The sequence below is a fragment of the Streptomyces sp. BA2 genome (assembly GCF_009769735.1).
GTDB lineage: Bacteria > Actinomycetota > Actinomycetes > Streptomycetales > Streptomycetaceae > Streptomyces.
Map to the genome: position 1 here is coordinate 4,256,826 of NZ_WSRO01000002.1, position 15,917 is coordinate 4,272,742.

Sequence of the window (15,917 nt, forward strand, 5' to 3'; positions counted from 1 at the left end):
AGTTCACGGCTCAATACCAGGGTTGCCCTGCAGTCCCTTCCGACACCCTGGGGAGCCGACACATGTGCGAGGACGAACACCACCGGGCCAGACCCGCCAACACACCCCTGAACCGGCGCGGTCTGCTCGTGACGGGAGCAGCCGCCGCGCTTACGTTGAACAGCGTGAGCTTCGCGAGCGCCGCAGGGCGTGAATCCGGAAGTGACGACGAGACCAAGGTGGTGCGCGGCACGCTGCCCACCGGGTCGCCCGACTTCGTGTACCTCCCGGTCGAAGTCCCCGACGGCGTACGGGAGATCCACGTCGCGTACACCTACGAGAAGGTAACGGTCCCGGCGGGCACGCCGGGCAACGCGCTCGACATCGGCATCTTCGACCAGCGCGGGACGGCCCTCGGCGGCAAGGGATTCCGGGGCTGGTCCGGCGGCGCGCGCACGGAGTTCTTCATCCGCGCCGACGACGCGACCCCCGGCTACATCCCGGGCCCCGTCAAGGCGGGCACCTGGAACATCGCGCTCGGCCCCTACACCGTCGCACCCCAGGGCCTCCCCTACGAGGTCACGATCACCCTCAAGTACGGGGCACCCGGCAAGACGCCGAGGCCCGTCTACCCGCCGGAGCGGGCGAAGGGGCGGGGCCGCGCCTGGTACCGCGGCGACTGCCACCTGCATTCCTGGTACTCGGACGGCAGGCGCACCCCGGCCGAGATCGCGGCCCTCGCGCGCGCGGCCGGCCTCGACTTCATCAACTCCTCCGAGCACAACACGCACTCCGCGCACGCCCATTGGGCCGACGAGGCGGGCGACGACCTCCTCATCATGCTGGGCGAGGAGGTCACCACCCGTAACGGCCACCTGGTCGCCCTCGGCACGGACCCCGGCACGTTCATCGACTGGCGCTACCGCGCCCGCGACAACCGCTTCGGCAAGTACGCCCGCGAGATCCGCGACGCGGGCGGTCTCGTCGTCCCCGCCCATCCGCACGCCACCTGCATCGGCTGCAACTGGAAGTTCGGCTTCGGGGAAGCGGACGCTGTGGAGGTGTGGAACGGCGCGTACACCCCGGACGACGAGGTGTCGCTTGCCGACTGGGACAGCACCCTGGTCGCGGCCGTCCGCGGCCGCAAGCCCTGGATCCCGGCCATGGGCAACAGCGACGCCCACCGCGACCCCGACCCCATCGGTACCCCGCAGACGGTGGTCCTCGCGGACGACCTGACCCGCGAGGCCATCCAGGCGGGCATCCGGGCAGGCCACAGCTACGTCGCCGAGACCAAGGACGTCACGCTCAAGTTCACCGCCACCGGCGGCAGGGGCAAGCAGGCGGGCATCGGCGAGCGCCTCTACGTCGAGCAGGACGCCCCGGTGACGATCCGCCTGGACGTCACGGGCGCCCCCGGCTGCACGATCCGCTTCGTCACGGACCAGGGCGTCCTCTTCACCAGCCCCGCCCTGCCCGCCTCCGGGACAGGCACGGCGGAATGGCGCACAACGCCGTCGTACGCCGCATACGTACGGGCCGAGATCCGCCACGCCCCGGTGACACCGGGCCTCCCGGGCCCACTGAGGGCCTTCACGAACCCGGTGTTCCTGGGCCGGAGCTAAGCCACCCCGGGGGCGGCGCGCAGGGGCAGCACCGACGTCCTTAGAGTCGAGGGCCAGCCCACACGCCAGGAGAGACCCCCATGCCGTCCACAAGGCCCCGCGTCCTGTTCGTCACCGACCTCACCTACGAGGCGCGGGGCCGCCGGTACTGCGACGAGGACATTGCGCTCGCCTCCCGCCTGCGCGAGGACTTCGACACGGCGCTGTGCCACCCGCTGGACGCGGAGGCCCTGATGGACGCCTTCGACGCGGTGCTGATCCGCAACAGCGGCCCGGTCCTGAACTACCAGACGGCGTTCGACGCCTTCCGCACCCGGGCACTGGCCACCGGCGCGCGCGTCCACAACCACTTGACGGGCAGCGCGGACATGGCGGGCAAGCAGTACCTCGTCGACCTGACGGCGCAAGGCCACCCGGTGATCCCCACCGTCGACCGCCTGACGAACCTCGAAAGGCTCCCGGACACGGCCGAGTACGTGATCAAGCCCAAGCAGGGCGCGGACTCGATAGGCCTGAAGTTCCTGACCCGGGCCGAGCTGGAGAGCCACGTCGGCGCCGGGGACACGTTCCTCGTCCAACCCCGCATCGACTTCACGTACGAGGTGTCGTTCTACTTCATCGACGACACCTTCCAGTACGCCCTGCACGCACCGCACCCCGACAAGCGCTGGGTCCTGGAGCCCTACACTCCGACCCCCGCCGACCTGGCCTTCGCCCAGGGCTTCATCACCTGGAACACCGTCGACCACGGCATCCAACGCGTCGACGCCTGCCGCACCCGCTCCGGAGAACTGCTCCTGGTCGAACTGGAAGACCTCAACCCGTACCTGTCCCTGGACCTCATCCCCCAGGAAGACCGCGACGCCTTCATCACCAACCTGAAGGCGTCGCTGCGGGGGCTGCTTGCGGGCTGAGGGGCAAGCGTCAGTCCGCGACGACCAGCGCAGGCGTGTCCCTCTTCAGGATCTCGCCCCGGAAGAACGCCGGGCTCTTGCGGCCCATCACCAGCATGATCACCACGCCGAGCAGCAGCAGGCCCACGCCGATCACGAAGACCGAGCCGACGCCGAAGACGGAGGAGCCGCTGCCGTAGGCGGGGTTCCACATGTCGATCAGGGTCTTGGTGAAGACGCCGGTCAGGAGGATGCCGCCGAGGACCGGCAGCAGGGCCTTGAAGACGAAGTCCCTGACCGAGTTGAAGAGCTCCCGGCGGAAGTACCAGGTGCAGGCGAAGGCCGTCAGCGCGTAGTAGAAGCAGATCATGAGGCCGAGCGCGTAGATCGTGTCGACCAGGACGTGCTCGGAGACCAGCGTCATGACCGTGTAGAAGACCGCGGTCGCGACGCCTGCCGTGACCGTCGCGCGGCCCGGCGTCTTGAAGCGCGGGTGGACGCGTGCGAACGACGGCGGGAGCGCCTCGTACGAGGACATGGCGAGGACCGTGCGGGCCACCGGGATGAACGTCGTCTGCAGGCTCGCGGCGGCCGACGCGAGGACCGCGACGAAGAGCAGGACGCCGAGGGTCGGGCCCATCACGGGGCCCGCGAGGACGGCGAAGACGTTGTCGGAGGTGTCGGGGTTGGCGAGGCCGAGGCCCTTGGTGCCCGCGCCCACCACCATCTGCGCGGCGACGGCCGTCGCGAGGTAGGAGCCGACGAGGACCACCATCGCGATGAGCGCGGCGCGGCCGGGGGTCTTGTCGCTGCCGGTCGTCTCCTCATTGGCGGCCAGGCATGCGTCCCAGCCCCAGTAGATGAAGATCGCGAGCGAGAGGCCCGCCGTGAAGGAGGAGAACGACTTCACCGCGAACGGATTCAGCCACGACCAGGAGAAGTCCTGCGAGAGGGGGAACTCCGCACTGCCCGCCTTCTGGAAGGCCATCACCACGAAGACCGCGAGGACGACCAGCTGAAGCCCCACCAGCGCGTACTGCACGCCCTTGGTCGCCGTCATCCCCCGATAGCTGATCGCCGTCGCCGCGGCGATCAGGGCCAGGCACGTGACGATGTGGACGGCCTTGTTGTCGTCGAGGGCCGCCACCGAGTCGCTGCTCGTGATCTCGCCCGCCAGGAGCCAGAAGTACGAGGTCGCCACGCCTGCCAGGTTCGACAGGACGATGATCGTGGCGATGACGAGGCCCCAGCCGCACATCCAGCCGATCCGCGGCCCGAAGGCCTTGACCGTCCAGGTGAAGGAGGTGCCGCAGTCCGGCATGGCCTTGTTGAGCTCGCGGTAGGCGAAGGCCACCAGGAGCATCGGCAGGAAGCCCGCGAGGAAGACCGCGGGCATGGCCAGGCCGACCTCGCCGGCCGTGGAGCCGAGGGTCGACGTCAGGCAGTAGACGGGGGCGACGGTGGAGATGCCGATGACGGCGCTGCCCATGAGGCCGACGGAGTTACCGCCGAGCCCTTTGGCGCGTACGCCCCCGTCGGGGGCGCCGCTTACCGTGTCTCCGGCCTGGGGCCGTACGTCCAACTGGGTCATGAACAGGACGTTAAGGGCTGCGGTTTCCACATGCGGAGGATTGACGTCCGCATCTCTCGTCTTGTAATCGATGGAGGAATCAGGTCAGCCGCCATTGATTGCTTGATCGCTCAACCGAAACGGCTATCCATTGCCAGGCAAAAGCCAGACCGTCCGGTATGCGGGAACCGCAGCCCTGTCCGTTTTGCCCCAGTTCAAAATTTTCCCGAGCGTCTTTCCGCATTCCACATATCGGACTTCTCTCCGGCTTTCCGAGCGCTCACCCCGGCCACACGATCGACTGCAGCTCGCTGTACGCGTGCAGCGCGTACGAGCCCACGTCCCGGCCCACCCCGCTCTTCTTGAACCCTCCGAACGGCGCCTCCATGTTCCGGCCGATCGTGTTCACGCCGACCCCACCCGCGCGCAGCCGCCGCGCGACCCGGAAGGCGCGGGCCACGTCGCCCGACCAGACGTAGTCGAGGAGGCCGTAGTCGCTGTCGTTGGCCAGGGCGATGCCTTCCTCCTCGTCCTCGAAGGGGACCACCACCACGACCGGGCCGAAGATCTCCTCCCGGACGACCCTCATGTCGTTCGTGCAGTCCGCGAGCAGCGTCGGGGCGACGTAGAAGCCCCTCTCGAACGAGGCCGGGCGCTCGCCGCCCGCGACGACCCGCGCGCCTTCCTTCCGCCCCAGCTCCACGTACGACTCGATGCGGTCCCGGTGCGCCGCCGAGATCACCGGGCCGACGATCGTCCCCTTCTCCCGCGGATCCCCGACCTTCATGTAACCGATGTACTGCTTCAGCTTCTCGATCAGGTCGTCGTGGACCGCGCGATGCGCGATCACCCTCGTCGGGGCCGTGCAGATCTGGCCGCTGTAGAAGGAGAACGTCGTCCCGATCCCCGCCACCGCCGAGTCCAGGTCCGCGTCCTCGAAGACGAGCGCGGCGCCCTTGCCGCCCAGCTCCATCAGCTGGCGTTTCATGTCGCGGCCGCACACCTCGGCGATCCGCTGCCCCACCGACGTCGAACCGGTGAAGCTCACCATGTCGACGTCCCGAGAGTCCACGGCCGCCTCGCCCACCTCGGGGCGCGCCCCGCTCACCACGTTCACCACTCCCGGCGGCGCTCCCGCCTCCTCAAGCGCGGCCGCCATCCGGTACACCGACAGCGGATCCTGCGGGGCGGGCTTCACCAGGACCGTGTTTCCCATGGCCAGGGCGGGTGCCACCTTGCCCGCGGGGTTGGCCCACGGGTTGTTGTACGAGGTGATGCAGGTGACGACACCCACCGGCTGGCGGACGGTGAGCGCCCCCACGACGCCCGCCTTCCCCATGGGTCCTGCCTCGTTGATCTGCGGGGGCAGGCCGGTCTCCACCGGCTCCAGTGCGCCTTTCGCGTACCGCTTGAAGCGCGCCACCGCCACCGCGACCTGCATACCCCGCGCCGTCCCGGTCGTCGCGCCGCTCTCGGCCTGCGCGAGTTCCGCGTACGGGGCGAAGTCGCGCTCCATGATCTGCGCGGCACGGTCCAGGACCGTGGCCCGCTCCTCGGGTGTCGTACGCGACCAGGTGGCGAAGGCCTCGCGGGCGGCGCCGGCAGCCGCGTGCACCTGCTCGCGGCTCGCCTCGGGGGCGAGGCCGACGACTCCTTCGGTAGCCGGATTGACGACCTCGTAGTGACCACCGCCGGGTTCGATCCACTCACCGCCGATGAACAGCCGTTGCCCGCCCGCGAGTTGGTCACTCACTTGGTGCTCACCGTCCTGGTGTCACGGCCCGACCGGAGCACCGTGCCGGGCGTCGCGCCCGTCACGCGGTCCTCACGGATGGCTTCGACTCCGTTGACCCACACGGCCTCGACGCCGATGGCCTTGGAGTCGAGGCGGGGGCTGTCGCCGGGCAGGTCGTGCACCAGCGTGGCCTTGCCCGCGTCGATGCGCTCGGGGTCGAAGAGGACGAGGTCGGCGTGGAAGCCCTCCTCGATGCGGCCCCGCTCCCGCAGCCCGAAGAGCCGCGCGGGATCGTCGGTGAGCATCTTCACCGCCTGCTCGAGGCCGACCAGCTTGCGGCCCCGCAGGCAGTCCCCGATGAACCGGGTCGTGTACGGGGCGCCGCACATCCGGTCCAGGTGCGCGCCCGCGTCGGAGCCGCCCAGCATGACGTCCTCGTGCTGCCAGGTCTCCTGGCGCAGGGCCCACGAGTCGGGGTCGTTGTCGGAGGGCATCGGCCACAGGACCGTACGCAGGTCGTCGTTGGCGCAGACCTCGACGAGGCACTGGAAGGGCTCCTGCGCGCGCTCGGCGGCGATGTCACCGACGACACGGCCGGTGAGGCCTTCGTTCTCCTTGGAGTACGTGTCCCCGATGACGTACCGGTCGAAGTGCGTGAGCCGCCGGAAGACCCCGGCCTCCTTGCTGTCGGCGCGCCGCAGCATCTCGCCCCGGACGTCCGGGTCGCGGAGCTTGGCGATGCGCTCGGGAACGGGGAGGCCGAGCACGTCTCCCCACCCGGGGATCAGGTTCAGCGCGCAGAAGGTGCCGAGCGACATGTTCATCGGGGTGAGGATCGGCATCGTCAGTGCCACGATCCGGCCACCGGCCTTGCGGGCGCGCTCGCTGGGGATCAGCTGGCGTGGCACGCGCTCGGGCACGGCGGCGTCGATGGTGAGGACGTTCCAGTTGAGCGGCCGGCCCGCGGCGGCACTCATCTCCACGAACAGATCGATCTCGTCGTCGCTGAACTGATCCAGGCAGCCCGCGACGATCGCCTCCAGCTGCGTGCCCTCGTGCTCGGCGACGGCCCGGCTGAGCGCGAGCAGCTCGTCGGGCTTCGCGTGCCGGGATGCCACCGGCTGCCCGTCGCCGTCCGAGTGTGTGGACGACTGCGTGGTGGAGAGCCCCCAGGCGCCGGCATCCATGGCGTCGTGGAAGAGCCGCAGCATCTCGTCGAGCTGCTCAGGGGTCGGCTGCCCGCCGACCGCGTCCGCGCCCATGACGTACCGTCGCAGAGCGCAATGCCCCACCATGAAACCGGCGTTGACCGCGACCCGCCCCTCCAGGGCGTCGAGATATTCGCCGAACGAGTTCCACGACCAGGGCGCACCCTCTTCGAGTGCCACCAGCGACATGCCCTCAACCTTGGACATCATCCGCCGGGTGTAGTCGGCGTCCTCGGGGCGCGCGGGGTTCAGGGGCGCGAGGGTGAAGCCGCAGTTGCCACCGGCGACGGTCGTCACCCCGTGGTTCAGGGAAGGGGTCGCGTAGGGGTCCCAGAAGAGCTGGGCGTCGTAGTGGGTGTGCGGGTCGACGAATCCGGGGGCCAGGACGCGCCCTCGGGCGTCCTCGCTGGTCGTGGCGGGCTCGGTGACGGTGCCGGGTTCGGCGATGACGGCGATGCGCCCGCCCCGGATACCTACGTCGGCAACGCGTGCGGGGGCGCCGGTTCCGTCGACTACGGTCGCGCCCTTGATGAGGTGGTCGAGCATGACGAGGTCGTCCCCCTTGACGATGGTTTTCGGTGCGGAGTTGGCCCGAAGGACGCCCCGGCCTCCGTCCGGGAGGGGAAGCCGGGGCGGTCAGAGGCTCACGCCCCGGCGGACTGCCGGAAGCGCGAGGTCCGGTGAACGGGATCCGTGTCGATCTTCGGAATCACGTGCTCACCGATCAGCTTGATCGTGTTCTTCGTGTCCTCGGGGGAAATCCCGATCGGCAGCCCGAAGCTGAGCTGATCCGCCCCCGCCTGCTCCCACCGCTTGCACTGCGTGAGCACCTCGTCCGGGTCCCCGCAGATCATCAGTTCCTCGGCGATGAGCAGCTCGATGATCTCCTCGGTGTACTCGGGGAGAAGCTCGGGCCACTGGGGGATGCCCTCGGGGCGGGGGAAGGTGTCGTGATACCGGAACAGCAAGGACTGCAGATAGTTGAGCCCGCCGCTGACGGCGATCTCCACGGCCTTCTTGTGCGTCTCCGCGCAGATCGCCGTCGAGGTCACCATGACGTTGTCGTTGACGAAGTCACCGACCGGCTCGGCTTCCTTCACGGCCGTCTTGTACGAGTCGAGGACCCACTCCATGTCGGAGACCTTCTGGACGCTGAAGCCCAGCACCCCGAGCCCCTTCTTGCCCGCCATCGCATACGAAGGGGGGGACCCGGCGGCGTACCACATGGCCGGGTGCGACTTCCCGTACGGCTTGGGCAGGATCTTGCGGGGCGGCAGCGACCAGTGTTTGCCCTGGAAGCCGACGTACTCGTCCTGGAGCCACATCTTGGGGAACTCGGCGATGGTCTCTTCCCAGAGTTCCTTGGTGTGGTTCATGTCGGTGATGCCCGGCATGAAGCCGAGTATCTCGTGCGACCCGGCGCCGCGCCCGGACCCGAACTCGAAGCGTCCTTCGGAGAGATGGTCGAGCATGGCGACCTTCTCGGCGACCTTGACCGGGTGATTCACCGGGGCGAGGGGGTTGAAGATTCCGGAGCCCAGGTGGATGCGGTCGGTCGCGTGGGCGAGATAGCCGAGGAAGACGTCGTTGGCGGAGAGGTGCGAGTACTCCTCCAGGAAGTGGTGCTCGGAGGCCCAGGCGTACTTGAAGCCGGACTTGTCCGCCTGGATGACGTACTCGGTCTCCTCGATGAGTGCCTTGTGCTCGGCTTCGGGGTCGACCTTGGCCCGCTTGGCGGGCACGTATCCCTGTACAAAGAGACCGAATTCCAAGGAGGTTCACCATCCTCGTGAGTTTCTGACGAACCGTCAGATCTTGATGAGGTCGACTGTTCCACCGGCCGGGTGGAGCGTCAATACCTGATACCTGATACGCCGTCAGACGATGCTGACCCCCGCGAGCCACCCTCCGTCGATGACGAACGGCTGCCCGGTGATGTACGCCGAGTCGTCTCCGGTCAGGAAGAGCGCGAGCGCGGCCACCTCCTCGGGCCTGCCGATCCGCCCGAGCGGCACGAGCTTCTTGTAGAGCTCGGCGACCGCCTCCCGCGCCTCGGTGGGGTCGGCGGTCGGGTCGAGCTGCGCGGGGTTGGTCATCGGGGTGTCGACGGCTCCCGGGCAGACGGCGTTGACGCGGATGTTCTTGGCGGCGAGCTCCATCGCGGCGACACGGGTGAGCCCGAGGATGGCGTGCTTGGTCGCGGCGTAGGCGCCGACGTACGCCATGCCCGTCATCGCCGTGTACGAGGCGGTGTTCACGATGGTCCCGCCGCCGGCGGCCTCGATCTCGGGCGCGACACTGCGGATGCCGAGGAAGCAGCCGATCTGATTGACCTGGATGACCTGCTGAAACTCTTCGAGCGGGGTGCTGACGAGTTCGTTGAAGCGCAGGATCCCGGCGTTGTTGACCAGGCCGTCGATCTTCCCGAAGGCGTCCTTGGCGGCGTCGACCGCCGCGCTCCAGTCGGCTTCCCGGCCGACGTCGAGGTGGACGTACTTGGCCACGTCACCGCCGAGTTCCTTGGCCAGGGCCTCGCCCTGGTCGTCGAGGACGTCGCCGATGACGACCCGCGCGCCCTCGGCGGCGAAGAGCCGCGCCTCCTGCTCGCCCTGCCCGCGCGCCGCACCGGTGACGATGACGACGCGCCCGTCCAGCTTGCCCATACGAGTCTCCTTGCGTGAGGTCAGAGGGGTACGAGGGGGTGCCCGGGGTCTCAGTTGAGGTGCGGAGCGACTTCGGCGGCGAACGCCGCCATCTGGTCGGTGAGTTCGGTGCGCCCGCGCGAGCGGAACCGCACCTGGATCTGCTGCACGCCCATCGCTCCGTACGCCCGCAGCGACTCGGCAAGCGCGTCCGGCTTCCCGCTCAGGGTGCGCCGTCCGACGGACCAGCCGGGCTCCCCCACGTACAGGGGCTCGGCGATCGCCCCCACGACAAGCGGCTCCGCGACCCCCGCCTCCTCCCTCAGCCGCTTGAGCCTGGCGATCTGCGCGGGCAGCTTGTCGCGCGGGTCGCCCTGCGGCAGCCACCCGTCACCGCGTACGGCGGCCCTGCGGACGGCGGCGGGCGAGGAGCCGCCCACCCAGATGGGTACGCGGGACTGCGCGGGGCGCGGCTGCTGGCCGAGCCCGCTGAAGTCGTAGTGCTCGCCGTGGTGTTCGGGGTACTCATCGGGCCCGAGGGCGGCCTTCAGAGCGTCGACGGTCTCGTCGAGCACGGGCCCGCGCCGTTCGAAGTCGGCGCCGACGGCCTCGAACTCCTCTTGTACGTGACCGGCCCCGACCCCCAGGATCAGCCGCCCGCCACTGAGTCGGTCCAGGGTGGCGTACTGCTTGGCGCTGACGAGCGGATGCCGGAGCCCGACGACGGCGACGTGGCTCATCAGCCGTACGTTCTCGGTGATCCCGGCGAGGAAGGAGAGGGTCGCCACCGGGTCGTACCAGACGGTGCTCATGGTGTCGGCGAGCCGCCGCGGAATGGCCACGTGGTCGCAGCTCGCGACGTACGCGAAGCCGCTCCGGTCGGCGGTGCGGGCGATCTCGGCGAGGTCGTCGGCGGTGGCCTCCGCCTCCCACGCCTCGGCGTAGATGACGCTCTGGGACTGGATCGGGAGCTGCATCCCGTAGACCAGTCGCCCTTGCGGGAATATGTGCGCCAGCGCGTTGGCAGCCATGGGAACCCGACCCCTCACCTTGATCTGACGGTCTGTCATATACGGCGACGGGACTCATCGTCGTAGCTGACGGGTCGTCAGGCAAGGGGTCGGAGGAGCCTGTCTGCTCCTAAGCCCCGGGATCCCCAGGACCCCTGGCCCCCCTGGCTTGGCAGGCCTCCCAGGCCTGCCAACCCCTAGGCGCCAGGCCCCGCCCACAGCCCATCGGTCGTCAGCCCGAGCAGCTCGATCGCGTTCCCCCGCACGATCCGGTCGACCACGTCCGGCGCCAGGTGACCCATCTGGGACTCGCCGACTTCCCGGGACTTGGGCCAGGTCGAGTCGGAGTGCGGATAGTCGGTCTCGTACAGGACGTTCCCGACACCGATCGAGTCCAGATTCTTCAGCCCGAAGGCGTCATCGAAGAAGCACCCGTAGACGTGCTCGGTGAAGAGCTCGGACGGCGGCCGGTGCACCTTGTCGGCGACCCCGCCCCACCCGCGGTTCTCCTCCCAGACCACGTCCGCGCGCTCCAGGATGTACGGGATCCACCCGATCTGCCCCTCGGCGTACATGATCTTCAGGTTCGGGAAGCGCTCGAACTTGCCGCTCATCAGCCAGTCGACCATCGAGAAACAGCAGTTGGCGAAGGTGATGGTGGACCCGACGGCGGGCGGCGCGTCCGCGGACGTGCTCGGCATCTTGCTGCTCGACCCGATGTGCATGGCGATGACCGTGCCGGTCTCGTCGCAGGCCCGCAGGAAGGGGTCCCACTCGTCCGTGTGGATGGACGGGAGGCCCAGGTGGGGCGGGATCTCGGAGAAGGCGACGGCGCGCACCCCGCGGGCGGCGTTGCGGCGGACCTCGGCGGCGGCCAGTTCGGCGTCCCAGAGCGGAATGAGGGTGAGGGGGATGAGGCGGCCGTGCGCCTCGGGCCCGCACCACTCCTCCACCATCCAGTCGTTGTAGGCCTGCACGCCGAGCAGCCCAAGCTCACGGTCCTTGGCCTCGGTGAACGTCTGCCCGCAGAAGCGGGGGAAGGTGGGGAAACAGAGGGCGGACTGGACGTGGTTGACGTCCATGTCGGCGAGGCGGTCCGGCACACTGAACGACCCCGGCCGCATCTGCTCGTACGTGATGACTTCGAGCTTGATCTCGTCCCTGTCGTAACCGACGGAGGTGTCGAGGCGGGTGAGGGGCCGGTGCAGATCTTCGTAGATCCACCAGTCGCCTATGGGCCCTTCGTCCCCCTTTTCCCCCATCACGGGGGCGAACTTCCCGCCCAGGAAGCTCATTTCCTTCAAGGGGGCCCGGACGATGCGCGGCCCGCGGTCGTGGAACTTCGACGGAAGCCGGTCCCGCCAGACGTGGGCGGGCTCAACGGTGTGGTCGTCCACCGAGATGATCCTCGGGAACGTCGGCGGGGTCTCGGCGGTCTCCATATGCTCCATGCGCTCCATGCGCTCCACGGTAGCGCTGATCTGACGACCCGTCAGCTCCCTGTCAGCTACTTGTCGGCCATCCATCCCGCCCTCCATCCGCCATCCACCGGCCGTTCGTACGCCGATCAATACCGGCCGTCGAGTGCGTGGACCCTGTGAGAGCCGTCTCGCACAGCTGACGCATCCGCCATGAACAAGGCAAACTGGCGGGGAGCAAGAGCCAAGTGGAGAACGGAACCAGGCAAAGGGCGACAATCGCGGGCAGGGCAGACCCGCGCGCACGACCAGGCACGGTGACGGCCGGGCACGGAAGGGCAGCAGGGGGAGCGATGGACGGTGTACCGCGAGTACCGGACCAACGGCGTCCGGCCCCGGGGAACGCCCCCGAGGAACTGAGACCGCACTTCAGCGTGCTCGGCCCCGTACGCGCATGGCACGGCGCCGAGCAGCTGTCCATGGGCTCTCCGCAGCAGCGCGCCCTGCTCGCGGCGCTCCTGCTGCGTGACGGCCGCACGGCGACGGCGCACGAACTGATCGACGCCCTCTGGGGCGACGAACCGCCCTCGCAGGCGCTGGCCGCCGTCCGTACGTACGCGTCGCGGCTGCGCAAGGTGCTCCCCGCCGGGGTTCTGGTCAGCGAGGCGGGCGGGTACGCGATCGCGGTGGCCGACGGCGCGCTCGACCTGGCGCTCGCGGAAGACCTGTGGGCAGAGGCGGAGAAGGCGCGAGGGGTGTCCGACCTGTGCCAGGCCCGTTCACTGGTCAACAAGGCACTGAGCCTCTGGGACGGCGAACCCCTGGCGAACGTCCCAGGGCCGTACGCGGAAACGGAACGCACGCGCCTGGAGGAGTGGCGCCTCCAGCTCCTGGAATCCCGCCTGGACATGGACCTGGAGGTCGGCTGCCACGCGGAGGCGGTGTCGGAGCTGACGGCGCTGACGGCCGCGCACCCCCTGCGTGAACGCCTGCGCGAACTGCTGATGCTGGCGCTGTACCGCAGCGGACGCCAAGCGGAGGCCCTGGCGGTGTACGCGGACACGCGCCGGCTCCTGGCGGACGAACTGGGGGTGGACCCGCGCCCGGGCCTGAAGGAACTCCAGCAGCGCATACTCCAGGCGGACCCGGCGCTGGCGGAACCCTCGGCAGCGGCTCCGGAACCGGCGGCGACGGTGGTGCGCCCGGCCCAACTCCCGGCGACGGTCCCGGACTTCACGGGTCGCGCCTCCTTCGTATCCGAACTGAGCGAGATCCTCTCGGCGGCGGAGGGCCGGGTCATGGCGGTCTCGGCGCTGGCGGGAATCGGCGGCGTGGGCAAGACGACGCTGGCAGTCCACGTGGCGCATGTCGCGCGCTCGCATTTCCCTGACGGGCAGCTGTACGTGGACCTACAGGGGGCGGGTTCGAGGTCGGCGGAGCCGGAGACGGTACTGGGCGCGTTCCTGCGGGCCCTGGGTACCGCCGACTCGGCGATCCCGGACTCCTTGGAGGAGAGGGCGGCGCTGTACAGGTCGGTCCTGGACGGACGCAGGGTGTTGGTGGTCCTGGACAACGCGAGGGACGCGGCCCAGGTACGACCGCTGCTGCCCGGCATGGAGGGCTGCGCCGCCCTGGTGACGAGCCGGATCCGGATGGTGGACCTGGCGGGCGCGCACCTGGTGGACCTGGATGTGATGAGCCCCGAGGAGGCGCTGCTCCTCTTCACGCGGATAGTGGGCGAGGAGAGGGTCACGTCGGAGCGGAAGGCCGCGCTGGACGTGGTGGCGGCGTGCGGCTTCCTGCCGCTGGCGATCCGCATCGCGGCGTCCCGCCTTGCGGCCCGCCGCACCTGGACGGTGTCGACCCTCGCCGCGAAGCTGGCGGACGAGCGGCGCCGCCTGGACGAACTTCAGGCGGGCGACTTGGCCGTGAAGGCGACGTTCGAGCTGGGCTACGGCCAACTGGAGCCGGCGCAGGCACGGGCGTTCAGGCTGCTGGGGTTGGCAGACGGCCCGGACCTCTCCCTGGCGGCGGCGGCAGCGGTGCTGGACCTGCCGGTGGAGGAGACGGAGGACTTGCTGGAGTCCTTGGTCGACACGTCGTTGGTGGAGTCGGCGGCACCGGGCCGCTACCGCTACCACGACCTGGTCCGGCTCTACGCGCGTGCGTGCGCCGAGCGGGATGAGGAGCCGCCGAGTGAGCGGGGGGCGGCCATGTCGCGGTTGCTGGACTTTTACTTGGCTACGGCGGCGGGGGTTTATGCGTTGGAGCGGCCGGGGGATCGGACGGTGGACCACTTGGAGTGCGCCGACCGGGTCGGCCTTGCCTTCACCGACGGCACCAAGGCCTTCGACTGGCTGCATGCGGAGGCCTCCTGCATCCTGGCGTGCGTCCAGCAGTCGCTGAGCAAGGAAAGCCTGCGACGCGCGGTGGACCTGCTGCTCGCGGCGAAGGACCTCGCGGAGTCCGGGGCCATCTCGTACCGGTACGAGATGGCGACGCGCGCCGCGTGCGAGGTCGCCGCCGCGGTGGGCGACGCGCGTGCCGAAGGACGGGCGAGGGTGAGCCTTGCCCAAGTCCTCAACAAGGTGGGGCGCTTCGACGATGCCGCCGTCGAACTGGAGCGTGCCGCCACGCTCGCCTTGGACTCCGGGGACCCGTGGACCACCGGGAACGCCCTCAACGAGCAGGGGATCATCAACAACTGCATCAACCAGCCCGCAGTGAGCGAGACCCATCTGCGCAAGGCCATCGAGGTCTTCCGCGCCGACGGCAACCGTCACAGCGAGGCGAGCGCCCTGTGCAACCTGTCCCGGGCCCTCCTCGCGATGGGACGCACCACCAAGTCGATCGACCTCGCCCGGCAGGGGATCGCCATATACAGCGACCTCGGGGTCACGTTCCGGCTGGCCAACGCGAAGTACGCGCTCGGGCTCGCCCTGAGCGGGGCGGATCGACGCGCGGAAGCCCTCGACCAGATGAACGATGCCCTGCAGATCTTCGCCGAGAACCGCCAGCGCCTGTGGGAGGGGACGACGCACTACCGCATCGCCCAGGTGTATCTGGCGGACTGCCATGCGGCGCAGGCGGCCCAGCACTCCGAGCAGGCGCTCGCCATCGGATGCGTCGGTGGCGAGTGGATGCGGGCCAATGTCCTGACCCTGCTGGGAAGGTCCCTCGTCGACCTGGGGCAGGTGGACCGTGCACAGGCCTGCTGGCGCGAGGCGCTGGCCATCCACGAGGGAGCGGGCGCGCCGGAAGCCGCTCAGGTGAGGAAGCTCCTCGCTGCGGTCACGGCCGCCTGACCACGCCCGAAGGGGCGTTCATCGAACGTTTATGAGTGGCTGCCACTCTCATGGGGTCGATCCGTCGCGTCGGGGGGCAGACGGGTCGCACGGGCCCTACGGATAAGGTAAGCGGCCCACTACGCCCGTTCGGCGATCCTCGGGGGAGTTGCCGAACGGGCGTATCCGATCCCGAAGCCCCACCAGAGCTTAGGAGTTGTCTCATATGAGCGAAATCGACAAGAGCACCGGTATAACCACCATGGGCGAGGGCCACACTCCCGCTCCGCCGAAGGACGGCACCGCCACGACGCAGGGCGAGGGCCACACGCCCGCCCCGCCGGCGAAGGACGGCACCGCCACCACGCAGGGCGAGGGCCACACGCCCGCCCCGCCGGCGAAGGACGCCTAGAGACTTACATCCTGACGGGAAGTCGACCGCGGTGGCGCGGAGGGGGAGCCACCGCGGTCGACGCATGTCTGGGGGCGGCAGCGCAGCGCCAGGGTGGGGTAGGCGGCAGCCAACTCGCGCCGCGCGTACTTGCCTCCCCCC

Annotated in this window: 11 protein-coding genes; 4 read left to right on the forward strand and 7 right to left on the reverse strand. The window is 69.5% G+C overall.

Annotation, left to right across the window (positions count from 1 at the left end; translation table 11 throughout):
* Positions 1–62 precede the first annotated feature (62 nt).
* Both E5671_RS21720 and E5671_RS21725 read left to right on the forward strand, forming a co-directional pair.
* Entirely contained in the window at positions 63–1,604 is a 1,542-nt protein-coding gene (locus tag E5671_RS21720) for a CehA/McbA family metallohydrolase (protein ID WP_160505627.1), read from the forward strand.
* An 80-nt stretch (positions 1,605–1,684) separates the two neighbouring features.
* Entirely contained in the window at positions 1,685–2,518 is an 834-nt protein-coding gene (locus E5671_RS21725; protein ID WP_160505628.1) for a hypothetical protein, read from the forward strand.
* Positions 2,519–2,528: 10 nt separating this feature from the next.
* On the opposite strand, the gene E5671_RS21730 is transcribed toward E5671_RS21725, so the two are convergent.
* From E5671_RS21730 to E5671_RS21760, 7 genes are all read right to left on the reverse strand, one after another.
* Complete coding sequence (locus tag E5671_RS21730) at positions 2,529–4,088, reverse strand: APC family permease (RefSeq protein WP_160505629.1); 1,560 nt, start codon at positions 4,086–4,088, stop codon at positions 2,529–2,531.
* Between the two features lie 259 nt (positions 4,089–4,347).
* The gene (locus tag E5671_RS21735) at positions 4,348–5,820 is read right to left on the reverse strand and encodes an aldehyde dehydrogenase family protein (RefSeq protein WP_160505630.1); all 1,473 of its coding nucleotides are present in this window, start codon (positions 5,818–5,820) and stop codon (positions 4,348–4,350) included.
* Positions 5,817–7,556 carry an N-acyl-D-amino-acid deacylase family protein gene (locus E5671_RS21740; RefSeq protein ID WP_160505631.1) on the reverse strand — a complete coding sequence of 580 codons (1,740 nt, stop codon included), beginning with the start codon at positions 7,554–7,556 and terminating at the stop codon, positions 5,817–5,819. The genes E5671_RS21735 and E5671_RS21740 overlap by 4 nt, the downstream gene beginning before the upstream one ends.
* A gap of 98 nt (positions 7,557–7,654) precedes the next feature.
* Positions 7,655–8,782 carry an LLM class flavin-dependent oxidoreductase gene (locus E5671_RS21745; protein ID WP_160505632.1) on the reverse strand — a complete coding sequence of 376 codons (1,128 nt, stop codon included), beginning with the start codon at positions 8,780–8,782 and terminating at the stop codon, positions 7,655–7,657.
* Positions 8,783–8,887: 105 nt separating this feature from the next.
* Positions 8,888–9,673, reverse strand: a complete 786-nt coding sequence (locus tag E5671_RS21750) for an SDR family NAD(P)-dependent oxidoreductase (protein WP_160505633.1) — start codon at positions 9,671–9,673, stop codon at positions 8,888–8,890.
* Between the two features lie 50 nt (positions 9,674–9,723).
* Entirely contained in the window at positions 9,724–10,683 is a 960-nt protein-coding gene (locus E5671_RS21755; RefSeq protein WP_237330212.1) for an LLM class F420-dependent oxidoreductase, read from the reverse strand.
* A gap of 176 nt (positions 10,684–10,859) precedes the next feature.
* Positions 10,860–12,122 carry an amidohydrolase family protein gene (locus E5671_RS21760; RefSeq protein ID WP_443032672.1) on the reverse strand — a complete coding sequence of 421 codons (1,263 nt, stop codon included), beginning with the start codon at positions 12,120–12,122 and terminating at the stop codon, positions 10,860–10,862.
* Between the two features lie 311 nt (positions 12,123–12,433).
* Here E5671_RS21760 and E5671_RS21765 point away from each other — a divergent pair, with 311 nt between their 5' ends.
* Both E5671_RS21765 and E5671_RS21770 read left to right on the forward strand, forming a co-directional pair.
* Positions 12,434–15,385 (forward strand): AfsR/SARP family transcriptional regulator, encoded by a 2,952-nt coding sequence (locus E5671_RS21765; protein WP_160505634.1) that lies wholly within the window; start codon positions 12,434–12,436, stop codon positions 15,383–15,385.
* Positions 15,386–15,590: 205 nt separating this feature from the next.
* Complete coding sequence (locus E5671_RS21770; protein WP_160505635.1) at positions 15,591–15,776, forward strand: sigma-like protein; 186 nt, start codon at positions 15,591–15,593, stop codon at positions 15,774–15,776.
* The last annotated feature ends 141 nt before the right edge of the window (positions 15,777–15,917 follow it).

What these genes read in the sequence shown, in the direction of transcription:
- E5671_RS21740 (WP_160505631.1), bottom strand. Translation starts at nt 7,556, where the DNA reads ATGCTCGACCACCTCATCAAGGGCGCGACCGTAGTCGACGGAACCGGC.
- E5671_RS21770 (WP_160505635.1), top strand. Translation starts at nt 15,591, where the DNA reads ATGAGCGAAATCGACAAGAGCACCGGTATAACCACCATGGGCGAGGGC.
- E5671_RS21755 (WP_237330212.1), bottom strand. Translation starts at nt 10,683, where the DNA reads ATGGCTGCCAACGCGCTGGCGCACATATTCCCGCAAGGGCGACTGGTC.
- E5671_RS21765 (WP_160505634.1), top strand. Translation starts at nt 12,434, where the DNA reads ATGGACGGTGTACCGCGAGTACCGGACCAACGGCGTCCGGCCCCGGGG.
- E5671_RS21720 (WP_160505627.1), top strand. Translation starts at nt 63, where the DNA reads ATGTGCGAGGACGAACACCACCGGGCCAGACCCGCCAACACACCCCTG.
- E5671_RS21730 (WP_160505629.1), bottom strand. Translation starts at nt 4,088, where the DNA reads ATGACCCAGTTGGACGTACGGCCCCAGGCCGGAGACACGGTAAGCGGC.
- E5671_RS21760 (WP_443032672.1), bottom strand. Translation starts at nt 12,122, where the DNA reads ATGGAGCGCATGGAGCATATGGAGACCGCCGAGACCCCGCCGACGTTC.
- E5671_RS21725 (WP_160505628.1), top strand. Translation starts at nt 1,685, where the DNA reads ATGCCGTCCACAAGGCCCCGCGTCCTGTTCGTCACCGACCTCACCTAC.
- E5671_RS21750 (WP_160505633.1), bottom strand. Translation starts at nt 9,673, where the DNA reads ATGGGCAAGCTGGACGGGCGCGTCGTCATCGTCACCGGTGCGGCGCGC.